This window comes from Salmonella sp. 2020_1459, from assembly GCF_043847915.1.
In the GTDB taxonomy this organism is placed as follows: domain Bacteria; phylum Pseudomonadota; class Gammaproteobacteria; order Enterobacterales; family Enterobacteriaceae; genus Salmonella; species Salmonella enterica.
This window is the reverse complement of the sequence record NZ_JBCMFA010000003.1, coordinates 216,747-242,192: the sequence shown is the minus strand read 5'-3', so window position 1 is coordinate 242,192 and position 25,446 is coordinate 216,747. Positions and strand designations below refer to the sequence as shown.

Genomic DNA, 25,446 nt, shown 5'->3' with positions numbered 1-25,446 from the left:
TCCGCAATAAAACTCAACAGGAATACCCTACCTAAAGCGGCAGGGTATTATCGTCGTGACTCTGTTAACTGAATTACAGGTAAGAGATAGTGACGTTGGCGGCACTGCTGAATTCACCTGTGCCTACGGTGCCGGTTGCTGCGCCAACCAGCCAGGCGGTGAAATTCAGGCTTTGCTTCTCATCAAGGATGCTGTCTCCGTCCAGGTCCGCAATGGCCTGTGTATAGGTATCGCCCAGTTTGATATTGTTTTTGCCAGCATCGCCGATTGCCAGGCTTACGTTGCTAATAGCGCCAGTGCCGTCAGTCTTCATCAGCGCGAGATTATCCGTGGCGCCTGTAGCCGCTGTGGTTCCACTACCTGTAGTGAATACCACATTCATATTTTTCTCGGTAGCCCAGGTACAACCCTCAAGATCGATATGAAAGGTACGGGCATTGTTGATGGTCGTTTTACCATTACTCAGCGTGCCATTACCGATACTTGAACCCATATTGACTGTTTGATCTTCCGTATCCAATGTGACGGAGCAGGGGGAGTCAACAATATTACCAAGGAAAGTGACCTTCGCTGTGTTGCTACCCGCGGCTTGAGCGCCGGAGACAATTCCCATAACTAAAGATGCAGTTACTGCCAGTTTACAAAAATGAGATGACTTCATCGTGTTATCCTTAATTAACGTGTTTTATGGCAACATTTTGTACGCGTATACCAAGGGATATGCGGCATAGAGCCATGCTGCGGGCTTTGGGTAAAAAATAGGTCATAATAAAAATATTATATTTCTACATTTTTATGAGTATATTCTTATGAGCTGAATGATCGTACCTGCTCATAGAATATTATATGTAATACTTTCAATATATTTATTTCATGTATGTTCCAGAAAAAACAAAAAAGCGGTCTTTTTTGAATATTAAACTGGCGTGCATGCTACTCGTTTTTCCGTAAAAGTGAAATAATTTATTTTTTTTGAAAGGGAAGGCTCTTTGGGGGGGGAGGCTTATAGTGTTTGCATAATTTTTTTACTTAATTGATGTTATTTATAATGCCTGGTGCAAATATCTGTTTTTTTAATAAATTAGTTATATGATATATTATATTGTTGTGTATCGATTAATAATTTTAAAGTTATACGGGAAAGGTAGCATTCAACGCCTGTTAACAATATATTTTATTATATAGGCGTTGTCGTAGTGTCTCTGTGCGTGAATGGTTAAGAATAATACGTTACAATTGTCGCTAGTATTTACAACCGATTAAAAACCATGACAACTAACCATCAAATTGACCGTCTTCTCACCCTCATGCAGCGCCTGCGCGACCCGGAAAACGGCTGTCCGTGGGATAAAGAGCAGACCTTCGCCAGCATCGCGCCTTATACGCTGGAAGAAACCTATGAAGTACTGGATGCGATTGCGCGTGAGGATTTTGACGATTTGCGCGGCGAACTGGGCGACCTGTTGTTCCAGGTGGTGTTTTACGCGCAGATGGCGCAGGAAGAAGGCCGCTTCGATTTTAATGATATCTGCGCTGCCATCAGCGACAAGCTGGAGCGCCGCCATCCGCATGTTTTTGGCGAGCTTTCCGCGGATAATAGCGAAGAAGCATTAGTTCGCTGGGAGCAAATCAAAACGGAAGAGCGCGCGCAAAAAGCGCAGCATTCCGCGCTGGACGATATTCCGCGCAGCTTACCGGCCTTAATGCGCGCGCAAAAAATCCAGAAACGTTGCTCAAACGTGGGCTTTGACTGGACGACGCTGGGACCGGTCGTCGATAAGGTCTATGAAGAGATCGATGAGGTGATGTTCGAGGCGCGGCAGGCGGTTGTTGATCAGGCTAAACTGGAAGAGGAAATGGGCGATTTGCTCTTTGCCACGGTCAACATGGCGCGTCATTTAGGTACGAAAGCGGAGCTCGCTTTGCAAAAAGCGAACGATAAATTTGAACGTCGTTTTCGCGAAGTTGAACGTATTGTCGCAGCCAGAGGCCTGGAAATGACCGGGGTGGACCTGGAAACAATGGAAGAAGTTTGGCAGGAAGTAAAACGCCAGGAAATTGATCTCTAAAGGTTTTAGGCGGTCAAGAGCGATTTGTGTGATTTTTTAAATAACAAGCGCTTGATTTACGTCAAAAACATTTACCTCAAAGGGGCTATTTTCTCCCTCCCTGTGTGAATGTCAGCCTGACGAAGAGGAGGAATAATGAAAGTTTGTGGCGTAGGTCATGTTCGGGTATACTGCTTTCCCGTCCTGGTTATTCCATCGTCTTTTAAACCTAACTTCTCAGGTTCCGCATGACAACGAACTATATTTTTGTGACCGGCGGGGTCGTATCCTCTCTGGGTAAAGGCATTGCCGCAGCCTCCCTCGCAGCCATTCTGGAAGCCCGTGGTCTCAACGTGACCATCATGAAACTGGATCCGTACATCAACGTCGATCCGGGTACTATGAGCCCAATCCAACACGGGGAAGTGTTCGTTACTGAAGACGGCGCTGAAACCGACCTGGACCTGGGGCACTACGAGCGTTTCATCCGCACCAAGATGTCTCGCCGCAACAACTTCACGACTGGCCGCATCTACTCCGACGTTCTGCGTAAAGAACGCCGTGGCGACTATCTGGGCGCAACCGTACAGGTAATCCCTCACATCACTAACGCGATTAAAGAGCGCGTGCTGGAAGGTGGCGAAGGCCACGATGTGGTACTGGTGGAAATCGGCGGTACCGTCGGTGATATCGAATCGCTGCCGTTTCTTGAGGCGATTCGTCAATTGGCGGTAGATATCGGTCGTGAACACGCGCTGTTTATGCACCTGACGCTGGTACCTTACCTGGCGGCTGCGGGCGAAGTGAAAACTAAACCGACTCAGCACTCCGTGAAAGAGCTGCTGTCTATCGGTATTCAGCCCGATATTCTGATTTGTCGTTCCGATCGCGCGGTTCCTGCCAACGAGCGTGCAAAAATTGCATTGTTCTGTAATGTGCCGGAAAAAGCCGTTATTTCAATGAAAGATGTCGATTCCATTTATAAAATTCCAGGCCTGTTGAAATCTCAGGGGCTTGATGATTATATTTGTAAACGATTCAGCTTGAACTGTCCGGAAGCTAACCTGTCTGAATGGGAACAGGTCATTTACGAAGAAGCGAACCCGGCAGGCGAAGTGACTATCGGCATGGTCGGCAAATATATTGAACTGCCGGATGCCTATAAGTCGGTGATCGAAGCGCTGAAACACGGTGGTCTGAAAAACCGCGTTACCGTCAACATCAAATTGATCGATTCGCAAGATGTTGAAACGCGCGGCGTCGAAATTCTGAAAGATTTGGACGCTATCCTGATCCCCGGCGGCTTCGGCTATCGTGGCGTTGAAGGTAAAATCGCCACTGCGCGCTATGCGCGTGAAAACAATATTCCTTATCTGGGCATTTGCCTGGGGATGCAGGTTGCGTTGATTGAGTTCGCTCGTAACGTGGCCGGCATGGACAACGCCAACTCAACGGAATTTGTGCCAGACTGTAAGTACCCGGTTGTGGCGTTAATTACCGAGTGGCGCGATGAAGACGGTAACGTTGAAGTCCGTAGCGAGAAAAGCGATCTGGGCGGCACCATGCGCCTGGGCGCGCAGCAGTGCCAGCTTAGCGATGACAGTCTGGTACGTCAGTTGTACGGCGCGTCGACGATTGTTGAACGTCATCGCCATCGTTACGAAGTCAACAATATGTTGTTGAAACAAATTGAAGCAGCGGGTCTGCGTGTCGCAGGCCGTTCCGGTGATGATCAGTTAGTCGAGATCATTGAGGTACCGAATCATCCGTGGTTCGTGGCCTGTCAGTTCCATCCGGAATTTACTTCCACGCCGCGTGATGGACATCCGTTGTTCGCCGGCTTTGTTAAAGCCGCCAACGAGCATCAGAAACGTCAGGCGAAGTAAAAAAGTTAGAACGGCGGTGCACCCTCAGCGGTGCACCGTTTGTCTGAAGTTTTAGTTTAACTAGTGACTTGAGGAAAACCTAATGTCCAAAATCGTTAAAGTCATCGGTCGTGAAATCATCGACTCCCGTGGTAACCCGACTGTTGAAGCTGAAGTACACCTGGAAGGTGGTTTCGTAGGTATGGCGGCGGCTCCGTCAGGTGCTTCTACTGGTTCCCGCGAAGCGCTGGAACTGCGCGATGGCGACAAATCCCGTTTCCTGGGTAAAGGCGTAACCAAAGCTGTTGGCGCGGTTAACGGCCCGATCGCTCAGGCTATTCTTGGCAAAGACGCTAAAGACCAGGCTGGCATCGACAAAATCATGATCGACCTGGACGGTACTGAAAACAAATCTAACTTCGGTGCAAACGCCATTCTGGCTGTCTCTCTGGCTAACGCCAAAGCTGCTGCTGCCGCTAAAGGTATGCCGCTGTACGAGCACATTGCTGAACTGAACGGCACTCCGGGCAAATACTCCATGCCGGTTCCGATGATGAACATCATCAACGGCGGCGAGCACGCTGACAACAACGTCGACATCCAGGAATTCATGATCCAGCCGGTTGGCGCGAAAACGGTTAAAGAAGCCATCCGTATGGGTTCTGAAGTTTTCCATCACCTGGCAAAGGTGCTGAAAGGCAAAGGCATGAACACCGCTGTGGGTGACGAAGGCGGCTATGCGCCGAACCTGGGCTCCAACGCGGAAGCACTGGCTGTTATCGCTGAAGCGGTTAAAGCGGCTGGTTACGAGCTGGGTAAAGACATCACCCTGGCGATGGACTGCGCAGCATCTGAATTCTACAAAGACGGTAAATACGTTCTGGCTGGCGAAGGCAACAAAGCGTTCACCTCCGAAGAATTCACCCACTTCCTGGAAGAACTGACCAAACAGTACCCGATCGTTTCCATCGAAGATGGTCTGGACGAGTCTGACTGGGACGGTTTTGCATACCAGACCAAAGTACTGGGCGACAAAATCCAGCTGGTTGGTGACGACCTGTTCGTAACCAACACCAAAATCCTGAAAGAAGGCATCGAGAAAGGCATCGCTAACTCCATCCTGATCAAATTCAACCAGATCGGTTCTCTGACCGAAACTCTGGCTGCAATCAAGATGGCGAAAGACGCTGGCTACACTGCTGTCATCTCTCACCGTTCTGGCGAAACTGAAGACGCTACCATCGCTGACCTGGCTGTTGGTACCGCTGCAGGCCAGATCAAAACCGGTTCTATGAGCCGTTCTGACCGTGTTGCTAAATACAACCAGCTGATTCGTATCGAAGAAGCTCTGGGAGAAAAAGCACCGTACAACGGTCGTAAAGAGATCAAAGGCCAGGCGTAATCCTGCTTTTACCTCTTAATGTAAAAACCCGCTTCGGCGGGTTTTTTTGTATCTGTTCAATAGCGCAGCCGCTGTGCATGACCGGGCAGACGAAATCTGCAATAATTAACGATTATCCCCTTAACAGAGAACGCTATGCAGTACCCGATTAACGAGATGTTCCAGACTCTACAAGGCGAGGGTTATTTTACCGGCGTCCCCGCTATTTTTATTCGTTTACAGGGATGTCCGGTCGGCTGTGCCTGGTGCGATACCAAACACACCTGGGATAAACTGAGCGATCGGGAAGTGTCTCTGTTCAGCATTCTGGCAAAAACCAAAGAGAGCGACAAATGGGGTGCTGCGAGCAGTGAAGACTTGCTGGCAGTAATTAATCGTCAGGGCTATACCGCGCGTCACGTTGTCATCACCGGTGGAGAACCCTGTATTCATGACCTCATGCCGCTCACCGATCTGCTTGAAAAGAGTGGTTTTAGTTGTCAGATTGAGACCAGCGGGACGCACGAAGTGCGCTGTACGCCCAATACCTGGGTCACGGTTTCACCAAAAGTGAATATGCGCGGGGGATATGACGTGCTTTCCCAGGCGCTGGAGCGCGCCAATGAAATCAAGCATCCCGTTGGGCGAGTTCGTGATATTGAGGCGCTGGATGAACTGTTAGCCACGTTGAGCGATGATAAACCGCGCGTGATTGCTTTGCAGCCCATTAGCCAGAAAGAAGACGCGACGCGTCTGTGTATTGAAACTTGTATTGCACGTAACTGGCGGCTGTCTATGCAAACGCATAAATATTTAAATATCGCCTGATGCATTACTAATCTTACGGACGGCCTGCCGATGCCGTCTGTGACTTATCCATTACCTTGCATTGTTTATTTTCTCTATGTGAATTTCGATGAGTGTATAAAAGCGCGGATAAATTTTTCCATAGCGATGCATGGATCACGCTATTTTGGTAAATTTAAAGAAAAAATCATTCTATGAACTTTTTTGCATCAAAATCAGCAAATTAGCTGTTCTTTAATAATTTAAATTGTTGCGATTATGTTGGTGGAATGTAGTGCTGATAAAAAGTAGTTTATAAACAATGATATCCGTTTAGTGTGTTCCCCGCGCCAGCGGGGATAAACCGTTTTGTTTAATTCTAAAACGGGACAAATGGAAGTGTTCCCCGCGCCAGCGGGGATAAACCGGGAACAACCATTCCCTCAATGAACGGGTTATTGTGTTCCCCGCGCCAGCGGGGATAAACCGCGGACAGGCCTGCCAGTCGGGCAATATCCGTCGTGTTCCCCGCGCCAGCGGGGATAAACCGTTGACGGCCTGGCAGCGCGTGACGTTATTAGCGTGTTCCCCGCGCCAGCGGGGATAAACCGCCAGGCTGGTACTGTGCGCCATAAAGACGCCTGTGTTCCCCGCGCCAGCGGGGATAAACCGCCGACCACAATCAGGGAACTGATCCAGCGTGGGTGTTCCCCGCGCCAGCGGGGATAAACCGTTCAGATTGTCGCTTTTTGTTGCTGCCATTGCGTGTTCCCCGCGCCAGCGGGGATAAACCGCGCATTATTAATGGCGTTGATGTTCTGGCGGGGTGTTCCCCGCGCCAGCGGGGATAAACCGCCTTATCAACTAATTCGTTCCTTGACACTCGTGTGTTCCCCGCGCCAGCGGGGATAAACCGTACCGCGACACCGTCAACGACAGCAACCACTTGTGTTCCCCGCGCCAGCGGGGATAAACCGCAGGTCACTAAAATTTGTAGGGTTATCCACAGGTGTTCCCCGCGCCAGCGGGGATAAACCGGCGCAATTGCAGTTTGACGCGGTGCTGTCATTGTGTTCCCCGCGCCAGCGGGGATAAACCGTCGTTTGTGGCGTCAGTAATACTATTATCGGTGTGTTCCCCGCGCTAGCGGGGATAAACCGTTTTTAAATCCGGACAGACCCTGTAACGGATCGTGTTCCCCGCGCCAGCGGGGATAAACCGATCCGACTGTATGCCCAGCAGAACGAGGGCGCGTGTTCCCCGCGCTAGCGGGGATAAACCGCACGAGTGGCAAATTGATTTCGACGAAAAACCGTGTTCCCCGCGCCAACAAGGATAGCCGTTGCATAATCATAATCTGTGTACCAGTAATGGCAGCTACAAACCTGTAAAGTAAAAAGGCCGCGTTTTCCCGGGGAGGCTTTTAGACAGGAGAAGGCCATGGCGTTAAGGATCAGGGTATTGCTCGAAAATCATAAGGGAGCTGGAGCGGATAAATCGTTGAAGGCCCGGCCAGGATTAAGCCTGTTGGTCGAGGATGAGTCTACGTCGATCTTGTTCGATACCGGCCCTGATGGCAGTTTTATGCAAAACGCGTTGGCGATGGGGATCGATCTGTCCGATGTGTCTGCTGTGGTGCTTTCGCATGGTCATTACGATCATTGCGGCGGCGTGCCGTGGCTTCCTGATAACAGTCGAATCATCTGCCATCCCGATATTGCGCGCGAACGTTATGCGGCAATGACTTTTCTCGGTATTACCCGAAAAATAAAAAAATTGTCGTGTGAGGTGGACTATTCACGCTACCGAATGATGTACACGCGTGGACCCCTGCCGATTGGCGAAAACTTTATCTGGTCAGGGGAAATACCGGTGGTCGCGCCTGAAGCCTACGGTATTTTTGGCGGCCACGATGCGGAGCCGGACTCTATTTTGGATGAGGGCGTACTGATTTACCAATCGACAAAAGGATTAGTCATCATTACGGGATGCGGGCATCGGGGGATCGCAAATATTGTCCGGCACTGTCAGAACATTACCGGTATAAAGCGGATTTACGCGCTTGTCGGCGGATTTCATCTCCGCTGCGCATCACCGTTCACGCTGTGGCGAGTCAGGCGCTTTCTGCAAGAACAAAAACCTGAAAAACTATGCGGTTGTCACTGTACAGGGGCCTGGGGGCGGTTGTGGCTACCGGAAATAACCGCACCTGCAACCGGTGATGTGCTGCGTTTTTAACACCGCGCGCTGGACAATGTTTTCACTGATAAAACGTCGTGTGGATAGGCTGGAATCAATTTGCCATCCAGCCCACGCGTTAATAAACCTTATTCGCCGCGATAGACGCAGCCGGCTGTACAGGTCTCTTTCACCATCACGGCGCTCAGTAGCGGCACGACGGGCTTAACCTGATCCCAAATCCATTTTGCCAGCACTTCGCTGGTGGGATTGGACAGCCCTGGAATATCATTCAGATAGTAGTGATCAAGACGATCGTAAGTCGGTTTAAACGCCGCTTTGAGATCCGCGAAATCCATAATCCAACCGGTATGCGGATCGACTTCACCGGTAATTTCGAGACGCACCATAAACGAGTGTCCGTGCAGGCGGCCGCACTTATGCCCTTCAGGCACGTGAGGCAGGCGGTGAGCGGCTTCAAAGGTGAAATCTTTATACAACGTGGTGGACATGATGAACTCTCAGGCAATAAAAAAACCGCCGTAGGGTACCGGAAAGCGCATTTTTTATCATTAACTAAAACCATTCTCCGCCTTGTGACGGGCAATTAATTTAAGAATTTCCAGAAAATTTAATAATTATCAATCAATTATAAAATCGATTTTGGCGTTAATAACGATAACTAAAACAGGTTAGTTCATTTGGTTATTTGTTATTTCCAACCCTTCTTTAATTGTTATTCCTCTCACCGTTACCCTTATCCTTAGTTTGGGATTTATCGCTTATACACTTCATCCTTCAAGCCGCATCTGTGTTGACTGCGTTTACTCGCCCCAGTCACGTATTTATGTACGCTCCTGGGGCGCGATCAGCTTACAGTCTGGCTACAGCGAACTTGAATGATTTTGTGTATAGATCCGCTTTGCTTACTGGAACATAACGACGCATGACGACACCGGCTCCACTGACTGGGTTGCTTCCGCTTAATCCGGAGCAACTGGCGCGCCTTCAGGCCGCGACAACCGACCTTACTCCCGAACAGCTTGCCTGGGTCTCCGGCTATTTTTGGGGCGTACTGAACCCGCGCTCAGGCGCTGTTGCCGTCACGCCTGTTCCTGAGCGGAAGATGCCGGGGGTTACGCTTATCTCCGCTTCGCAAACCGGCAATGCGCGTCGTGTGGCGGAAGCGCTGCGTGATGATCTGCTGGCGGCCAACCTTAATGTGACACTGGTGAACGCCGGCGACTACAAATTCAAACAGATTGCCAGTGAAAAACTGTTGGTGATAGTGACGTCCACCCAGGGAGAAGGCGAGCCGCCGGAAGAGGCCGTCGCGCTGCATAAGTTCCTGTTCTCGAAAAAAGCGCCGAAACTGGAAAACACCGCTTTTGCCGTGTTTAGCCTCGGCGACACCTCTTATGAATTTTTCTGCCAGTCCGGAAAAGATTTCGACAGCAAACTGGCGGAGCTGGGCGGTGAACGTCTGCTCGACCGTGTCGATGCTGACGTTGAATATCAGGCAGCTGCCAGCGAATGGCGCGCCCGCGTGGTTGATGTTCTGAAGTCTCGCGCACCTGTCGCGGCACCTTCGCAATCCGTCGCTACTGGCGCGGTAAACGACATCCACACCAGCCCCTATACTAAAGACGCGCCGCTGATCGCGACCCTCTCCGTGAATCAGAAAATCACCGGTCGCAACTCGGAAAAAGATGTGCGCCATATTGAGATTGATTTAGGCGACTCCGGTCTGCGTTACCAGCCGGGCGATGCGCTGGGCGTCTGGTATCAGAACGATCCGGCTCTGGTGAAGGAGCTGGTTGAGTTGCTGTGGCTGAAGGGCGATGAGCCGGTGACGGTTGACGGTAAAACCCTGCCGCTCGCCGAAGCGCTGGAGTGGCACTTCGAGCTGACGGTGAATACCGCCAACATTGTTGAGAACTACGCGACCCTGACGCGCAGTGAGTCGCTGTTGCCATTAGTGGGTGATAAAGCGCAGCTCCAGCACTACGCCGCGACCACGCCCATTGTTGATATGGTGCGTTTCTCTCCGGCGCAGCTCGACGCTGAAGCATTAATCGGCCTGCTGCGTCCGCTGACGCCGCGTCTGTACTCCATCGCCTCCGCGCAGGCGGAAGTCGAAAGCGAAGTACACGTAACCGTCGGCGTCGTGCGCTACGATATTGAAGGCCGCGCCCGCGCGGGTGGTGCTTCCAGCTTCCTCGCCGACCGCGTGGAAGAAGAGGGCGAAGTGCGCGTCTTTATTGAACACAACGATAATTTCCGCCTGCCAGCGAATCCGCAGACTCCGGTGATTATGATTGGCCCAGGTACGGGTATCGCGCCGTTCCGCGCCTTTATGCAGCAACGCGCCGCCGACGGTGCGGAAGGCAAGAACTGGCTGTTCTTCGGTAACCCGCACTTCACCGAAGACTTCCTTTATCAGGTTGAATGGCAGCGTTACGTGAAAGAAGGCGTGCTGAACCGGATCGATCTGGCCTGGTCCCGCGATCAAAAAGAAAAAATCTACGTACAAGACAAACTGCGCGAACAGGGCGCGGAGCTGTGGCGCTGGATCAATGACGGTGCCCACATTTATGTCTGCGGCGACGCCAGGCGTATGGCCGCAGATGTCGAAAAAGCATTGCTGGAAGTGATCGCTGAATTCGGCGGTATGGACCTCGAATCGGCAGATGAATATTTAAGTGAGCTGCGCGTAGAGCGCCGTTATCAGCGAGATGTCTACTAATGAGCGAAAAACATCCAGGCCCACTGGTGGTCGAAGGTAAACTGTCCGATGCCGAGCGCATGAAGCTGGAAAGCAACTACCTGCGCGGTACCATTGCGGAAGATCTGAACGACGGTCTCACCGGCGGTTTTAAAGGCGATAACTTCCTGCTGATCCGCTTTCACGGCATGTATCAGCAGGATGATCGCGATATTCGCGCCGAGCGTGCGGCGCAGAAGCTGGAGCCACGTCATGCGATGCTGCTGCGCTGCCGCCTGCCGGGCGGGGTGATTACTACGACGCAATGGCAGGCGATCGATAAATTCGCGGCGGATAACACGATTTATGGCAGTATCCGTCTGACCAACCGCCAGACCTTCCAGTTTCACGGCATTCTGAAGAAGAACGTCAAGCCGGTGCACCAGATGCTGCACTCGGTGGGGCTGGACGCGCTGGCGACCGCTAACGATATGAACCGTAACGTGCTGTGCACCTCCAATCCCTACGAGTCTCAGCTGCACGCTGAAGCCTACGAGTGGGCGAAGAAGATCTCCGAACATCTGCTGCCGCGCACCCGTGCGTATGCGGAGATCTGGCTCGATCAGGAGAAGGTCGCGACCACCGATGAAGAACCGATCCTCGGGCAGACCTATCTGCCGCGTAAGTTCAAAACCACGGTAGTGATCCCGCCGCAAAATGATATCGATCTGCACGCCAACGACATGAACTTTGTGGCGATTGCCGAGAACGGCAAGCTGGTCGGCTTTAACCTGCTGGTGGGCGGCGGTCTGTCTATTGAGCATGGTAATAAGAAAACCTACGCTCGTACGGCCAGCGAGTTTGGCTATCTGCCGCTGGAGCACACCCTGGCGGTGGCCGAAGCGGTAGTGACGACGCAGCGCGACTGGGGTAACCGTACCGACAGGAAAAATGCCAAAACCAAATACACCCTTGAGCGCGTGGGACTGGAGACATTTAAAGCGGAAGTCGAGCGTCGCGCGGGGATCAAATTTGAGCCGATCCGCCCGTATGAGTTTACCGGTCGCGGCGATCGTATCGGTTGGGTGAAAGGGATCGACAACAACTGGCACCTGACGCTGTTTATCGAAAACGGTCGTATCCTGGATTATCCGGGGCGTCCGCTGAAAACCGGTCTGCTGGAGATCGCGAAGATTCATCAGGGCGAGTTCCGTATCACCGCTAACCAGAACCTGATTATTGCCAGCGTGCCGGAAAGCCAGAAAGCGAAGATCGAGAAACTGGCGCGCGATCATGGGCTGATGAATGCGGTGAGCGCGCAGCGTGAAAACTCAATGGCCTGCGTGTCGTTCCCGACCTGCCCACTGGCGATGGCGGAAGCCGAGCGTTTCCTGCCGTCGTTTACTGACAAAGTGGAAGCGATTCTGGAAAAACACGGCATTCCTGATGAGCATATCGTGATGCGCGTGACCGGCTGCCCGAACGGCTGTGGTCGCGCGATGCTGGCGGAAATTGGCTTAGTAGGGAAAGCGCCTGGTCGTTATAACCTGCATCTTGGCGGCAACCGCATCGGGAGTCGTATCCCTCGGATGTATAAAGAAAATATCACCGAGCCGGATATTCTGGCCTCGCTGGATCAACTGATTGGGCGCTGGGCGAAAGAGCGCGAAGCGGGTGAAGGCTTCGGCGACTTTACGGTGCGTGCGGGCATCATTCGCCCGGTGCTCGATCCCGCGCGTGATTTCTGGGAATAACCTGAATTGCCGGATGGCGTCTGTGTAGGCCTGATAAGCACAGCGCCATCAGGCAAGGCAAACAGTGAGGAACTCATGTCCCAACTCGATCTCAACGCATTGAATGAATTGCCAAAAGTCGATCGCGTAATGGCTCTGGCGGAAACCAACGCCCAACTGGAAAAACTGAGCGCCGAAGAACGCGTGGCCTGGGCGCTGGAAAATCTGCCCGGCGAATACGTGCTCTCCTCAAGCTTTGGCATCCAGGCGGCGGTGAGCCTGCACCTGGTGAACCAGATTCGCCCGGATATCCCGGTGATCCTCACCGATACCGGCTATTTGTTCCCGGAAACCTACCAGTTTATTGATGAGTTAACGGACAAACTCAAACTCAACCTGAAAGTTTACCGCGCAGGCGAAAGTCCGGCCTGGCAGGAAGCGCGCTACGGCAAGCTGTGGGAGCAGGGCGTTGAGGGCATTGAGAAATACAATGAGATCAACAAAGTCGAGCCGATGAACCGGGCGCTAAAAGAGCTGAAAGCGCAGACGTGGTTTGCGGGTCTGCGTCGCGAGCAGTCCGGCAGCCGCGCGCATTTACCCGTTCTCGCTATCCAGCGCGGCGTGTTTAAAGTGCTACCGATTATCGACTGGGATAACCGTACCGTTTACCAGTACCTGCAAAAGCACGGCCTGAAATACCATCCGCTGTGGGATCAGGGCTATCTGTCGGTGGGCGATACGCACACCACCCGCAAATGGGAGCCGGGTATGGCGGAAGAAGAGACACGCTTCTTCGGACTGAAGCGCGAGTGCGGGCTGCATGAAGGGTGATTGTCCTTACGCGGTATGATTATACTTGCTGCTATGAAAAATCCGGCAGGCAGCCGGATTTTAAATTGGTTATATACCCAAAATAATTCGAGTTGCTTAAAGGCGGCAAGGGAGTGAGTCCCCAGGAGCATAGATAACTATGTGACTGGGGTGAACGAGCGTAGCCAACACATAAGCAACTTGAAGTATGAAGGGTATATTACTGACTATCTTTATACCAGTAATATATTACGACTGCACCCATCTTTACCAATGTGCAAAGAACGTTCATGGGTTAGATATAGCTTTTCAAGAATTACATCAATAAACATTTTTTTTGCATGATAGTCGTTATAATCCTGATTAAGTTTTTTTAAAAAACCAGAATTTGTTGGTTTAAACTCTGAAAACGGTGAATAGCTATGTAGTAAATAGGAGATACACGGATGCATCATGCTAAAAGCGACTTCACCTTGTACCTCCTGATAACCTATTTTGCAAAACTGAGTCGTAGGCTCAAAGTTACCGGCATTAATACAGGCCAGCATTGATTTTTCATCTGCAGTAAGTGAGTCCTGCCATTCGACAAGCGGGTGGTCTGGAGCCTCTGCGGGACGCATCATCTCATAAACCGCCGTTTTGATTTGTGCATTTCCCGTCACTTCTTTTCGTAGAGTTGAAATCGACTCCTGAAGTAATTCCGGGTGCCAGGTCATCTTCGAACCAATCACCTCACATATTTGTAAAAATAATTGTCTCTCCTCTCTACTCATAGATTCTATCACTGCATCATCTGATATATTAAGGATGTCCTTAATATTGCTTTGGCTGATCACCGTGTCGCCGACCATAAGTAAAAATTGTGTCTGAGAAGCGTCCATCTTGATAGTAAACAGATCTTGATGAGCCGGGCAGGCCAGATGTTGTAGCCGTTTAAAGGCGTAAATTTTATTTATATCCTCTACGTTAACTTCCATCTCTCCAGGTTCACCACGGCCCTGCCCGTGAATGATGGAGTGTAACACTTCCAGCGCATGGTCCTTTTTTTCCGCTCTAAAATGATCCTGGACTTTATCCCAACCCCCCATATGGATTGCTTTTTCTTTATCTGCGCTTAACAGATGAGCAAGCCGACTTTCATTAAGCGTATAATTTTGATGATTACCGAAGCTTAAAGTGACTGGCATAATATTTTCCTTCAAATTTATATTATTCAATATCCGGAGTAAAATATATCGTTCAATTCTCTCTTTTTTATTAAACAGATAAAGTTTACTACAGGAGAGAATTTGAACGACATTATTAATACAGCACATTTATGGTTGGTAATCCTTTGTGGTGACGATAATTCAGACAAAAGGTAGATGATTCGCCGCAAATGGTCGTTTTTTTAAATTTTGGTTTATGCAGGGGGCGTTGGAAGAAGCCTCTTTGATCGCTTCTTCCAGAAGAAAAGAGCGGAAAAATTTATAATAATTATTCGTGGGGTAAATATTTCTGAAGAATATATAAAGTTGAGTGAGCATATTTAAATATAATCTCAGGAAGTGCAATTTTTGTGAGATATATCAACAAAAAAGACCATTAAAAAGGCGTAGAGTGCTTTTATTATCCACATGCTGGAGTTTACGTGTCGATATATCACTATTGGGGAAAGTCTCGACGAGGAGAAAATGACGGCGGTGATGATTACCATTTGCTTTGCTGGCATTCTTTAGATGTTGCGGCTGTGGGTTACTGGATGGTGATAAATAATATTTATTTTATTGACCACTATCTAAAAAAATTAGGCATCCAGGATAAGGAGCAGGCGGCGCAATTTTTTGCCTGGATTTTATGTTGGCATGATATTGGAAAATTTGCTCATTCCTTCCAGCAACTATACCGTCATGAGGCTTTAAACATCTTTAATGAGCCTACACGGCATTATGAAAAAATCGCGCATACCACGCTGGGATACGTGTTGTGGAACTCCTGGCTAAGTGAATGCCCTGAATTGTTTCCTCCTTCTTCGCTTTCAGTTCGTAAAAGTAAGCGCGTTATGGCGCTTTGGATGCCAGTCACTACAGGTCATCATGGACGCCCTCCAGAGGCAATCCAGGAGCTGGACCATTTTCGCCAGCAGGATAAAGATGCGGCAAGAGATTTTCTTCTGAGAATAAAAGCGCTCTTTCCTTTAATTACCTTGCCTGAAGCCTGGGATGAAGATGAGGGTATCGACCAATTTCAGCAACTTTCCTGGTTTATTTCCGCTGCGGTTGTGCTGGCTGACTGGACTGGTTCTGCCAGCCGTTATTTTCCGCGTACTGCGGAAAAAATGCCTGTTGATACCTACTGGCAGCAAGCTCTCGCTAAAGCACAAACTGCCATCACGCTATTTCCCTCAGCGGCGAATGTGTCTGCCTTTACGGGCATAGAAACGCTTTTCCCTTTTATTCAGCATCCCACACCGTTACAACAAAAGGCGCTTGAGCTGGATATCAACGTGGATGGCGCCCAACTCTTTATTCTTGAAGATGTCACCGGGGCCGGAAAAACAGAGGCGGCGCTCATATTAGCTCATCGACTGATGGCGGCAGGTAAAGCGCAGGGACTCTATTTTGGACTGCCGACAATGGCGACAGCCAACGCGATGTTTGAACGTATGGCGAACACCTGGCTGGCGCTGTATCAGCCGGACTCCCGTCCCAGCCTGATTCTGGCGCATAGCGCGCGTCGCTTAATGGATCGTTTCAATCAGTCAATATGGTCGGTCACTCTTTCTGGTACGGAAGAACCCGATGAAGCGCAGCCTTATAGTCAGGGATGCGCCGCCTGGTTTGCCGACAGCAATAAAAAAGCGTTGTTGGCGGAGGTTGGCGTAGGCACGTTGGATCAGGCGATGATGGCGGTAATGCCATTTAAACATAACAACCTGCGGTTACTGGGTCTTAGCAACAAGATCTTACTGGCTGATGAGATCCATGCCTGTGATGCCTGGATGTCCCGAATACTTGAAGGTTTGATCGAACGGCAGGCCAGTAATGGCAACGCCACTATTCTGTTATCTGCGACGCTATCGCAGCAGCAGCGAGATAAGCTGGTGGCGGCATTTTCCCGTGGGGTGAGGCGTAGTGTGCAGGCGCCGTTGCTAGGCCATGACGATTATCCCTGGCTGACTCAGGTCACACAAACAGAGCTGATTGCTCAGCGGGTTGATACACGCAAAGAGGTTGAGCGTTGCGTAGATATTGGCTGGCTACATAGTGAAGAGGCGTGTCTTGAACGTATAGGTGAAGCAGTGGAAAAAGGAAACTGTATCGCCTGGATACGTAACTCCGTTGATGATGCGATTCGTATCTATCGCCAGCTTCAACTGAGTAAGGTCGTCGCCACGGAAAACCTTTTACTCTTCCATAGTCGCTTTGCTTTTCACGATCGTCAGCGGATTGAGTCACAGACGCTGAATCTCTTTGGCAAACAGAGCGGTGCGCAACGTGCCGGTAAGGTCATTATCGCCACGCAGGTAATCGAACAAAGTCTGGATATTGACTGCGATGAGATGATCTCTGATTTAGCGCCGGTGGATTTATTAATTCAGCGGGCCGGTCGACTACAGCGTCATATTCGCGATCGTAACGGTCTGGTGAAAAAGAGTGGGCAGGATGAGCGAGAGACGCCAGTGCTGCGCATTCTTGCTCCGGAGTGGGATGACGCGCCGCGAGAGAACTGGTTATCCAGCGCCATGCGTAACAGCGCCTATGTCTATCCCGATCATGGGCGCATGTGGCTGACGCAGCGCATATTACGTGAGCAGGGGACGATTCGGATGCCGCAATCTGCCCGCTTGTTGATTGAGTCGGTCTACGGTGAGGATGTCAACATGCCGGTTGGATTTGCAAAAACCGAGCAATTGCAGGAAGGCAAATTTTATTGCGACCGGGCATTTGCCGGCCAGATGCTGCTTAACTTTGCGCCGGGCTACTGTGCTGAAATTAGCGATTCTTTACCGGAGAAAATGTCAACGCGGCTGGCGGAAGAGTCTGTCACGCTGTGGCTGGCGAAAATCGTGGATAGCGTCGTAACCCCTTATGCCAGCGGTGAACACGCCTGGGAGATGAGCGTGCTGCGAGTACGTCAGAGCTGGTGGAATAAACATAAAGACGAGTTTGAAAAATTAGACGGCGAACCCTTGCGTAAGTGGTGTGCGCAACAGCATCAGGATAAGGATTTTGCCACGGTGATTGTGGTGACGGACTTTGCCGCTTGTGGTTATTCGGCGAATGAGGGATTGATTGGCATGATGGGGGAATAACGAATACAGATATGGACAATTTTTCACTTTTAACAACGCCCTGGCTCCCCGTCCGTTTCAAAGACGGTTCCACGGGCAAGCTGGCCCCCGTCGATCTGGCAGATGAAAACGTGGTGGACATCGCCGCAACGCGAGCAGATTTACAGGGAGCGGCCTGGCAGTTTCTGTTGGGATTGTTGCAATGCAGTATCGCGCCGAAAAGATACAAAAACTGGGAGGATATCTGGTTTGATGGATTGCGTGCCGATGCGTTACATAAGGCGTTAGCACCGTTAGAACACGCCTTTCAGTTCGGCCCAGAATCCCCCTCGTTTATGCAGGACTTTGAGCCGTTAACCGGAGAAAAAGTGTCGATCGCCTCGTTGCTGCCAGAAACGCCCGGCGTACAAACCACGAAGTTCAATAAAGACCATTTTATCAAACGCGGCGTAACGGAACGTTTTTGTCCGCACTGCGCGGCGCTGGCGCTGTTTTCGTTGCAGCTTAACGCGCCTTCTGGCGGTAAAGGCTACCGCACCGGGCTGCGTGGCGGCGGGCCACTGACCACGCTGGTTGAATTGCAGGAATATCAGGGCGAGCGGCAAACGCCGCTCTGGCGCAAGCTGTGGCTCAACGTGATGCCGCAGGATACTGCGGATCTGCCTTTACCAGACCAGTGTGATGCGGCCATTTTCCCGTGGCTTGCCGCGACGCGGACCAGCGAGCAGGCGAATGCCGTTACCACGCCGGAGCAGGTCAATAAACTCCAGGCGTACTGGGGGATGCCGCGTCGTATCCGCCTGGATTTTGCCACCTTACAGTCAGGTTGCTGCGATATTTGCGGCGCTGAAAGCGATGAGCTTCTTGGCTTTATGACCGTTAAGAACTACGGCGTTAACTACGATGGCTGGCGTCATCCGCTGACGCCTTATCGCGCCCCGGTAAAAGATCAAAACGCATTCTTTTCCGTTAAACCGCAGCCCGGCGGCCTTATCTGGCGCGACTGGCTGGGATTAAGTCAGAACAACCAGACGGAAGCGAATTACGAATCTCCCGCGCAGGTAGTCAAGGTGTTTAACGCCCGCTCGCTGACTGACGTTAAAGCGGGGATCTGGGGCTTTGGCGCGGATTTCGACAATATGAAAATCCGCTGCTGGTATGAGCATCACTTCCCGTTGCTGATGACGGAAGGTCTGATCCCTGATTTACGTAAAGCAACACAAACTGCTACCCGCCTCCTCAGCCTGCTGCGCGGTGCGCTAAAAGAAGCGTGGTTCACCAATGCGAAGGATGCGCGGGGTGATTTCAGTTTTATCGATATTGATTTCTGGAACCTGACGCAGGGGCGCTTTCTCAATCTGATCCACGATCTGGAAAACGGACACAAGCCGGACGAAAGGCTGAATAAATGGCAAAGAGAACTTTGGCTGTTTACCCGGCGCTACTTCGACGACCGCGTCTTTACCAACCCCTACGAGAGCAGCGATCTGAAGCGCATCATGACCGCGCGCAAGAAATATTTTACTTCATCGGCGGAAAAGCAAAGCGCGAAAGCCGCCAAAGCAAAGAAACAGGAGGCTGCTGAATGAGTGTTGTGACGAAAGATGATAAAGCCACTTTGCGTCAGTGGCATGAGGAACTACAAGAAAAACGTGGATTACGAGCCAGCTTACGACGTAGTAAAACGGTGAATGATGCCTGTTTGGCTGAGGGGCTTCATTCATTGTTAATGCAAACACATTCTTTATGGAAAAACAAAGCACCCTGGAATGTTACTGCATTGGCAATCACAGCGGCACTGGCTGCACATATCAAATTTATTGATGAGCAAAAGAGTTTTGCTGCGCAGCTTGGACAGAAGAAAGGTGGCGACACTCCGGTGATGTCAAAATTACGCTTCTCCCACCTATTAGCGGTAAAAACGCCGGATGAACTGCTGCGCCAGTTACGGCGTGCGGTGAAGCTGTTAGATGGTTCGGTCAACCTGTTTTCTCTTGCAGACGATATTTTCTGCTGGTGCCAGGAGCAGAATGACTTGCTGAACCACCATCGCCGCCAGCAGCGGCCAACCGAATTTCTTCGTATCCGCTGGGCGCTGGAATACTACCAGGCCGGCGATGGCGATACCGATAACGAACAAGATTAACAGGGATATCTTTATGACAACGTTTATTCAGCTCCATTTACTGACCGCTTACCCCGCCGCTAACCTGAACCGTGATGATACCGGTGCGCCAAAAACCGTGGTGCTCGGCGGAGCAACACGTCTGCGTATCTCCTCTCAGAGCCTGAAACGCGCCTGGCGTACATCTGAGTTATTTGAACAGGCATTAGCTGGCCATATTGGTATTCGTACTGGTCGCATTGCTCGTGAGGCGGCGCAAATCCTCGTTGATAGCGGCATTGACGCCAAAAAAGCGGTTGAGTACGTCAAGAACATCGCCAACTGCTTTGGCAAGGCAAAAGAGGATAAGAAACCCAAAGATGAGTTGACGAATGCTGAAACCGAGCAACTGGTGCATATCAGCCCTGCTGAGTTTGAGGCCGTGAAAGCGCTGGCGCGCCGTCTGGCAGAAGAAAAACGTCCGGCAACAGAAGAGGAAGCGGAACTGTTACGTCACGATCGCATGGCTGTCGATATTGCGATGTTTGGCCGGATGTTAGCGAAGAAAACTGATTTTAACGTGGAAGCCGCCTGTCAGGTCGCCCACGCCTTCGGCGTCAGCGAAACGATCGTCGAAGACGATTTCTTTACCGCTGTGGATGACCTACGCCAGGCATCGGCAGAAGATGCAGGCGCAGGCCATCTCGGCGAAACCGGCTTTGGCTCCGCTCTGTTTTACACCTATATCTGCATCGACAAAGATCTGCTGGTGAAAAACCTGAACGGCAATGAAGAACTGGCAAACAAAACGCTGCGCGCCTTTACTGAAGCGGCGCTGAAAGTGTCGCCGACCGGCAAACAGAACAGCTTTGCCAGCCGTGCCTATGCCTCGTGGGCGCTGGCCGAAAAAGGCACCGACCAACCACGTTCACTGGCGGCCGCGTTTTATGAACCGATCAACGGTACAGACCAATTGAACGTTGCGGTTAAGCGTATTACATCGCTGCATAAGAATATGAATAAGGTTTATGGGCAGCGGACTGATACCGCCAGTTTCGACGTGATGAATCAGCAGGGAAGCATGGAAGACGTGCTTGACTTCATCTGCGCGTAAGGGGCGGCTTATGAGCCAATATCTGGTTTTTCAGCTTCACGGGCCGATGGCCTCCTGGGGCGTGGATGCGCCAGGCGAAGTGCGCCACAGCCATGAGCTACCCTCGCGCTCGGCGCTGTTGGGGTTATTAGCTGCGGCGCTGGGAATTCGCCGCGATGAGGAGGAACGGCTAAACGCCTTCAATCGTCATTACCAATTTTTGCTGTGCGCCAGTGGCAACCCGCGCTGGGCGCGGGATTATCACACGGTGCAGATGCCGAAAGAGGTACGTAAGGCACGTTACTTCAGCCGCCGTGAAGAGTTGCAGGATCCTGAATTACTGAGCGCGCTGATTTCCCGACGCGACTACTACACCGACGCTTGGTGGATGATCGCTGTCAGCGCGACGCCGGACGCGCCTTACACGTTGGCGCAGCTTCAGGCGTCGTTACAACATCCTGTGTTCCCGCTGTATCTGGGGCGCAAAAGTCACCCTCTGGCGTTGCCGCTTGCGCCGCAACTGCTGGAAGGGAGTGCGGCGGATGTCCTGCGTGAAGCATATCGTTGGTATCAGGATCAATTCAATGCGCTGAAACTGCCTCTCCCCAGATTACAGAACGAATGCTGGTGGGAAGGTGAACACGATGGCTTAACGGCGAGCAAAATTTTACGTCGTCGCGACATGCCGTTGAGCCGCCAGCAATGGCTGTTCGGTGAACGTAGCGTGAATCAGGGGCCGTGGCTCCGCAAGGAGGACGCGTGTATCTCTCAAGAATAACGCTGCACACCAGCGAGCTTTCGCCGGCACAGCTCTTGCATCTGGTGGAGCGCGGCGAGTACGTGATGCACCAGTGGTTATGGGATCTCTTTCCCGGCGGCAAGGAACGGCAGTTTCTTTATCGCCGCGAAGAGTTACAGGGCGCGTTTCGCTTTTTTGTTCTCTCACAGGAACAGCCTGCCGCCAGCGCGATTTTTGACGTGCAGACTCGCCCATTTGCGCCAATGCTGAGCGCGGGACAGACGCTGCGGTTTAACTTGCGCGCCAATCCGACGGTTTGCAAAAACGGCAAGCGTCACGATTTGCTGATGGAGACGAAACGCCAGCGTAAAACGCAGGGTGATAGCCAGGATATTTGGTCTTATCAGCAGCAGGCGGCATTGGAATGGTTGGCGCGCCAGGGGGAGCAAAATGGCTTCACCCTGCGCGAAACGAGCGTTGATGCTTATCGGCAGCAGCAGATACGTCGCGGGAAAGATCGGCAGATGATTCAGTTTAGCAGCGTGGACTATACCGGTGTGCTGGTGCTTAACGATCCCGTGCTTTTCCTGCGACGTCTGGCGCAGGGGTACGGTAAAAGCCGGGCGTTTGGCTGCGGAATGATGATGATCAAACCCGGAGACGACGCGTGACGTTCGTACCGCTCAACCCGATCCCGTTAAAAGATCGAACCTCGATGATCTTCCTCCAGTACGGTCAGATTGACGTGCTGGATGGGGCATTCGTGCTGATCGATAAAACAGGAATACGCACGCATATTCCCGTCGGTTCGGTCGCTTGTATCATGCTGGAACCGGGAACGCGGGTTTCCCATGCGGCAGTGCATTTGGCATCAACGGTCGGCACCCTGTTGGTATGGGTGGGCGAGGCGGGAGTGCGGGTCTATTCCTCCGGACAACCCGGCGGCGCACGAGCCGATAAGTTGCTTTATCAGGCAAAGCTGGCGTTAGATGATGACCTGCGGCTTAAAGTAGTCCGCAAAATGTATGAACTGCGTTTTCGTGAACCGCCTCCCGCCCGTCGTTCCGTTGAGCAACTGCGCGGTATTGAAGGATCCCGTGTGCGGGCGACCTATGCATTACTGGCGAAGCAGTATGGCGTGAAATGGCATGGTCGTAACTATGATCCGAAAGACTGGGAGAAGGGGGATGTCGTCAACCGATGTATTAGCGCGGCGACATCGTGCCTGTACGGGATTTCAGAAGCGGCTATCCTGGCGGCGGGATATGCGCCGGCTATCGGTTTTATCCATAGCGGAAAACCGTTGTCTTTTGTTTATGACATTGCCGATATCATCAAATTTGAATCTGTCGTGCCGAAGGCATTTGAGATCGCCGCTCGTCACCCGGCGGAACCTGATAAAGAAGTGCGCCTGGCCTGCCGTGATATTTTTCGCAGTTCGAAGCTGACCGGAAAATTGATCCCGCTGATCGAAGAGGTGCTCGCTGCCGGTGAAATTGAACCACCTCAGCCTGCGCCGGATATGCTGCCGCCAGCAATACCGGAACCTGAATCATTGGGTGATAGCGGCCATCGGGGGCATGGTTGATGAGTATGGTGGTTGTGGTCACGGAAAACGTACCGCCGCGCCTGCGGGGACGTCTTGCCGTCTGGTTACTTGAGGTTCGTGCAGGTGTTTATGTTGGCGATACCTCGAAGCGTATTCGGGAAATGATTTGGCAACAGATCACACAGCTTGGCGGAGTCGGAAACGTAGTAATGGCCTGGGCAACAAATACTGAGTCTGGTTTTGAGTTCCAGACCTGGGGTGAAAACAGACGTATTCCGGTAGATTTGGATGGACTTAGATTAGTTTCTTTTCTTCCTGTTGAAAATCAATAAGTTGAATGTTCTTTAATAATAAGGAATTGTTATTTTACCGTTGGTAGTTTGTTAGGTAGTAAAAAAGGGCTTTTAGAACAAATATATAGTTTTAGTGTGTTCCCCGCGCCAGCGGGGATAAACCGGCGGCTCTATTGTGCACGTGCTGGCGCTTACGGTGTTCCCCGCGCCAGCGGGGATAAACCGCACATGCACCTTTTGAGCCAGTAATTGACAGGGTGTTCCCCGCGCCAGCGGGGATAAACCGCTTGGAAAAGACAACAATATATTGGTAAATCAGTGTTCCCCGCGCCAGCGGGGATAAACCGGTCACGTACTAGTGACGACATAGACAGACTGGGTGTTCCCCGCGCCAGCGGGGATAAACCGCGGCGGGACCCCGCGATTTTCTCCCTGACGAAGTGTTCCCCGCGCCAGCGGGGATAAACCGCCTTGTGTTGCTCTTTGAATTGCTGCGCCATAGTGTTCCCCGCGCCAGCGGGGATAAACCGGCGTCTCCCCTGTAATTGTGACGCTGTCATCCGTGTTCCCCGCGCCAGCGGGGATAAACCGGGCGTAATACATCATCACGCACAATGACCATCGTGTTCCCCGCGCCAGCGGGGATAAACCGTTGATATCCGCCTCAACTACTACGAGGGTGAAGTGTTCCCCGCGCCAGCGGGGATAAACCGTTTCGTCGGAGCTGGTGGACGTACTGGAACAGGTGTTCCCCGCGCCAGCGGGGATAAACCGAGACACAATACAGCGTATCCACCCCTGAAGAGGTGTTCCCCGCGCCAGCGGGGATAAACCGCTGAGGTTGAGCCGCAAAAGATTGTGACTGATGTGTTCCCCGCGCCAGCGGGGATAAACCGTAGGCTTCTTTCAGCCTGGCGGCTCGTTTACCGTGTTCCCCGCGCCAGCGGGGATAAACCGAATGTTGCACTCACCTCTCTCGCCACAAAACCGTGTTCCCCGCGCCAGCGGGGATAAACCGTAACTCACGTTTGCGAGCTTCCATCTGTGCCGGTGTTCCCCGCGCTAGCGGGGATAAACCGCCGCGCTGGGCCAGCCGCATAACGCTGGAAATGTGTTCCCCGCGCTAGCGGGGATAAACCGAAAATGAACTCACCGCCTACAAAGACCAGTTGGTGTTCCCCGCGCTAGCGGGGATAAACCGCCAATACGTATACTGACAACAGTATTACTGACGTGTTCCCCGCGCTAGCGGGGATAAACCGTACGCCCCGAACGCGGGGCTGGCTGCTGACCAGTGTTCCCCGCGCTAGCGGGGATAAACCGGTAATCCGCGCTTACGATACAATGATGGTCGCGTGTTCCCCGCGCTAGCGGGGATAAACCGACGACGAATGCAGCGCAGACTACTGGCGCTGACGTGTTCCCCGCGCTAGCGGGGATAAACCGGCGCTATTCCTACCCCCACACCCCGATCCCCCGTGTTCCCCGCGCTAGCGGGGATAAACCGCCGCGCCTTATCGTCGTACATACCCGGCGGTAGTGTTCCCCGCGCTAGCGGGGATAAACCGAAAATTGTATCATGTTTGGATTGCTGACAGATGTGTTCCCCGCGCTAGCGGGGATAAACCGGCTGAGTAGGAACACATATTAACCGGCCCTTCGTGTTCCCCGCGCTAGCGGGGATAAACCGCGAAAAAACGGGCGCTGCGGGTCATTTTCGAAGTGTTCCCCGCGCCAGCGGGGATAAACCGATCCGCGCCTTTCCACGCTTAAACGTTACGTAGTGTTCCCCGCGCCAGCGGGGATAAACCGTTGTACTGATCATCTTCCAGCCCGGCAAACGCGTGTTCCCCGCGCCAGCGGGGATAAACCGCGTTCTTCCAGCACATC

At 51.9% G+C, this 25,446-nt stretch carries 19 protein-coding genes and 2 CRISPR repeat arrays (1 of these 21 cut by a window edge); of the genes, 16 read left to right on the top strand and 3 right to left on the bottom strand.

The annotated features are described in order from the left end of the window. Positions 1-73: 73 nt before the first annotated feature. The gene (locus ACH0VJ_RS09650; RefSeq protein ID WP_000842511.1) at positions 74-661 is read right to left on the bottom strand and encodes a fimbrial protein; all 588 of its coding nucleotides are present in this window, start codon (positions 659-661) and stop codon (positions 74-76) included. A 607-nt stretch (positions 662-1,268) separates the two neighbouring features. Here ACH0VJ_RS09650 and mazG point away from each other — a divergent pair. From mazG to ACH0VJ_RS09625, 5 genes are all read left to right on the top strand, one after another. Next, entirely contained in the window at positions 1,269-2,069 is an 801-nt protein-coding gene (mazG, locus tag ACH0VJ_RS09645) for a nucleoside triphosphate pyrophosphohydrolase (RefSeq protein WP_000210451.1), read from the top strand. A 227-nt stretch (positions 2,070-2,296) separates the two neighbouring features. After that, a complete protein-coding gene (gene pyrG, locus ACH0VJ_RS09640) occupies positions 2,297-3,934 on the top strand; it encodes a glutamine hydrolyzing CTP synthase (protein ID WP_000210863.1) in 1,638 nt (545 codons plus the stop codon). Between the two features lie 82 nt (positions 3,935-4,016). Continuing rightward, on the top strand, positions 4,017-5,315 hold the full coding sequence (eno, locus tag ACH0VJ_RS09635) for a phosphopyruvate hydratase (protein ID WP_000036734.1): 1,299 nt from the start codon (positions 4,017-4,019) through the stop codon (positions 5,313-5,315). A gap of 135 nt (positions 5,316-5,450) precedes the next feature. Then, on the top strand, positions 5,451-6,122 hold the full coding sequence (gene queE, locus ACH0VJ_RS09630) for a 7-carboxy-7-deazaguanine synthase QueE (protein WP_001199961.1): 672 nt from the start codon (positions 5,451-5,453) through the stop codon (positions 6,120-6,122). Between the two features lie 296 nt (positions 6,123-6,418). Further along, positions 6,419-7,423: direct repeats of the CRISPR family, unit length 29 nt; unit sequence GTGTTCCCCGCGCCAGCGGGGATAAACCG. Between the two features lie 97 nt (positions 7,424-7,520). Next, a complete protein-coding gene (locus ACH0VJ_RS09625; RefSeq protein WP_001208002.1) occupies positions 7,521-8,318 on the top strand; it encodes an MBL fold metallo-hydrolase in 798 nt (265 codons plus the stop codon). Between the two features lie 89 nt (positions 8,319-8,407). Here ACH0VJ_RS09625 and queD read toward each other — a convergent pair whose 3' ends face one another. Next, positions 8,408-8,770: a 6-carboxytetrahydropterin synthase QueD gene (gene queD, locus ACH0VJ_RS09620; protein ID WP_000108313.1), complete on the bottom strand. Its 363-nt coding sequence runs from the start codon at positions 8,768-8,770 to the stop codon at positions 8,408-8,410. A 434-nt stretch (positions 8,771-9,204) separates the two neighbouring features. Here queD and cysJ point away from each other — a divergent pair, with 434 nt between their 5' ends. The 3 genes from cysJ to cysH all read left to right on the top strand — a co-directional run bounded on the left by cysJ (position 9,205) and on the right by cysH (position 13,526). Further along, positions 9,205-11,004, top strand: a complete 1,800-nt coding sequence (gene cysJ, locus ACH0VJ_RS09615; RefSeq protein ID WP_000210925.1) for an NADPH-dependent assimilatory sulfite reductase flavoprotein subunit — start codon at positions 9,205-9,207, stop codon at positions 11,002-11,004. Further along, positions 11,004-12,716, top strand: a complete 1,713-nt coding sequence (gene cysI / locus ACH0VJ_RS09610) for an assimilatory sulfite reductase (NADPH) hemoprotein subunit (protein WP_001290661.1) — start codon at positions 11,004-11,006, stop codon at positions 12,714-12,716. The genes cysJ and cysI overlap by 1 nt, the downstream gene beginning before the upstream one ends. Before the next feature lie 75 nt (positions 12,717-12,791). Beyond that, positions 12,792-13,526 carry a phosphoadenosine phosphosulfate reductase gene (gene cysH, locus ACH0VJ_RS09605; protein ID WP_000080404.1) on the top strand — a complete coding sequence of 245 codons (735 nt, stop codon included), beginning with the start codon at positions 12,792-12,794 and terminating at the stop codon, positions 13,524-13,526. Between the two features lie 212 nt (positions 13,527-13,738). Here cysH and sopD read toward each other — a convergent pair whose 3' ends face one another. After that, positions 13,739-14,692: an SPI-1 type III secretion system effector SopD gene (sopD, locus tag ACH0VJ_RS09600; RefSeq protein ID WP_001145544.1), complete on the bottom strand. Its 954-nt coding sequence runs from the start codon at positions 14,690-14,692 to the stop codon at positions 13,739-13,741. A 443-nt stretch (positions 14,693-15,135) separates the two neighbouring features. Here sopD and ACH0VJ_RS09595 point away from each other — a divergent pair, with 443 nt between their 5' ends. Genes ACH0VJ_RS09595 through cas2e form a run of 8 tightly spaced genes read left to right on the top strand, consistent with a single transcriptional unit; the run spans position 15,136 to position 23,595 of the window. Then, positions 15,136-17,799, top strand: coding sequence for a CRISPR-associated helicase/endonuclease Cas3 (locus ACH0VJ_RS09595; RefSeq protein WP_000029735.1), 2,664 nt, complete (start codon positions 15,136-15,138; stop codon positions 17,797-17,799). A gap of 11 nt (positions 17,800-17,810) precedes the next feature. Further along, positions 17,811-19,367, top strand: a complete 1,557-nt coding sequence (gene casA / locus ACH0VJ_RS09590; protein ID WP_000368585.1) for a type I-E CRISPR-associated protein Cse1/CasA — start codon at positions 17,811-17,813, stop codon at positions 19,365-19,367. Then, positions 19,364-19,924, top strand: coding sequence for a type I-E CRISPR-associated protein Cse2/CasB (gene casB / locus ACH0VJ_RS09585; RefSeq protein ID WP_000117946.1), 561 nt, complete (start codon positions 19,364-19,366; stop codon positions 19,922-19,924). The genes casA and casB overlap by 4 nt, the downstream gene beginning before the upstream one ends. Before the next feature lie 13 nt (positions 19,925-19,937). Beyond that, positions 19,938-20,996, top strand: coding sequence for a type I-E CRISPR-associated protein Cas7/Cse4/CasC (gene cas7e / locus ACH0VJ_RS09580; RefSeq protein WP_000206414.1), 1,059 nt, complete (start codon positions 19,938-19,940; stop codon positions 20,994-20,996). A 10-nt stretch (positions 20,997-21,006) separates the two neighbouring features. After that, positions 21,007-21,753, top strand: a complete 747-nt coding sequence (gene cas5e / locus ACH0VJ_RS09575; RefSeq protein WP_000085112.1) for a type I-E CRISPR-associated protein Cas5/CasD — start codon at positions 21,007-21,009, stop codon at positions 21,751-21,753. Next, complete coding sequence (gene cas6e, locus ACH0VJ_RS09570; RefSeq protein ID WP_000281479.1) at positions 21,735-22,385, top strand: type I-E CRISPR-associated protein Cas6/Cse3/CasE; 651 nt, start codon at positions 21,735-21,737, stop codon at positions 22,383-22,385. The genes cas5e and cas6e overlap by 19 nt, the downstream gene beginning before the upstream one ends. After that, complete coding sequence (gene cas1e / locus ACH0VJ_RS09565; protein WP_000144830.1) at positions 22,382-23,302, top strand: type I-E CRISPR-associated endonuclease Cas1e; 921 nt, start codon at positions 22,382-22,384, stop codon at positions 23,300-23,302. The genes cas6e and cas1e overlap by 4 nt, the downstream gene beginning before the upstream one ends. Beyond that, on the top strand, positions 23,302-23,595 hold the full coding sequence (cas2e, locus tag ACH0VJ_RS09560; RefSeq protein ID WP_001518648.1) for a type I-E CRISPR-associated endoribonuclease Cas2e: 294 nt from the start codon (positions 23,302-23,304) through the stop codon (positions 23,593-23,595). Before cas1e ends, cas2e begins: the two co-directional genes overlap by 1 nt. Positions 23,596-23,691: 96 nt before the next feature. Next, a CRISPR array of direct repeats spans positions 23,692-25,446; the repeat unit is 29 nt; unit sequence GTGTTCCCCGCGCCAGCGGGGATAAACCG (it continues 288 nt past the right edge of the window).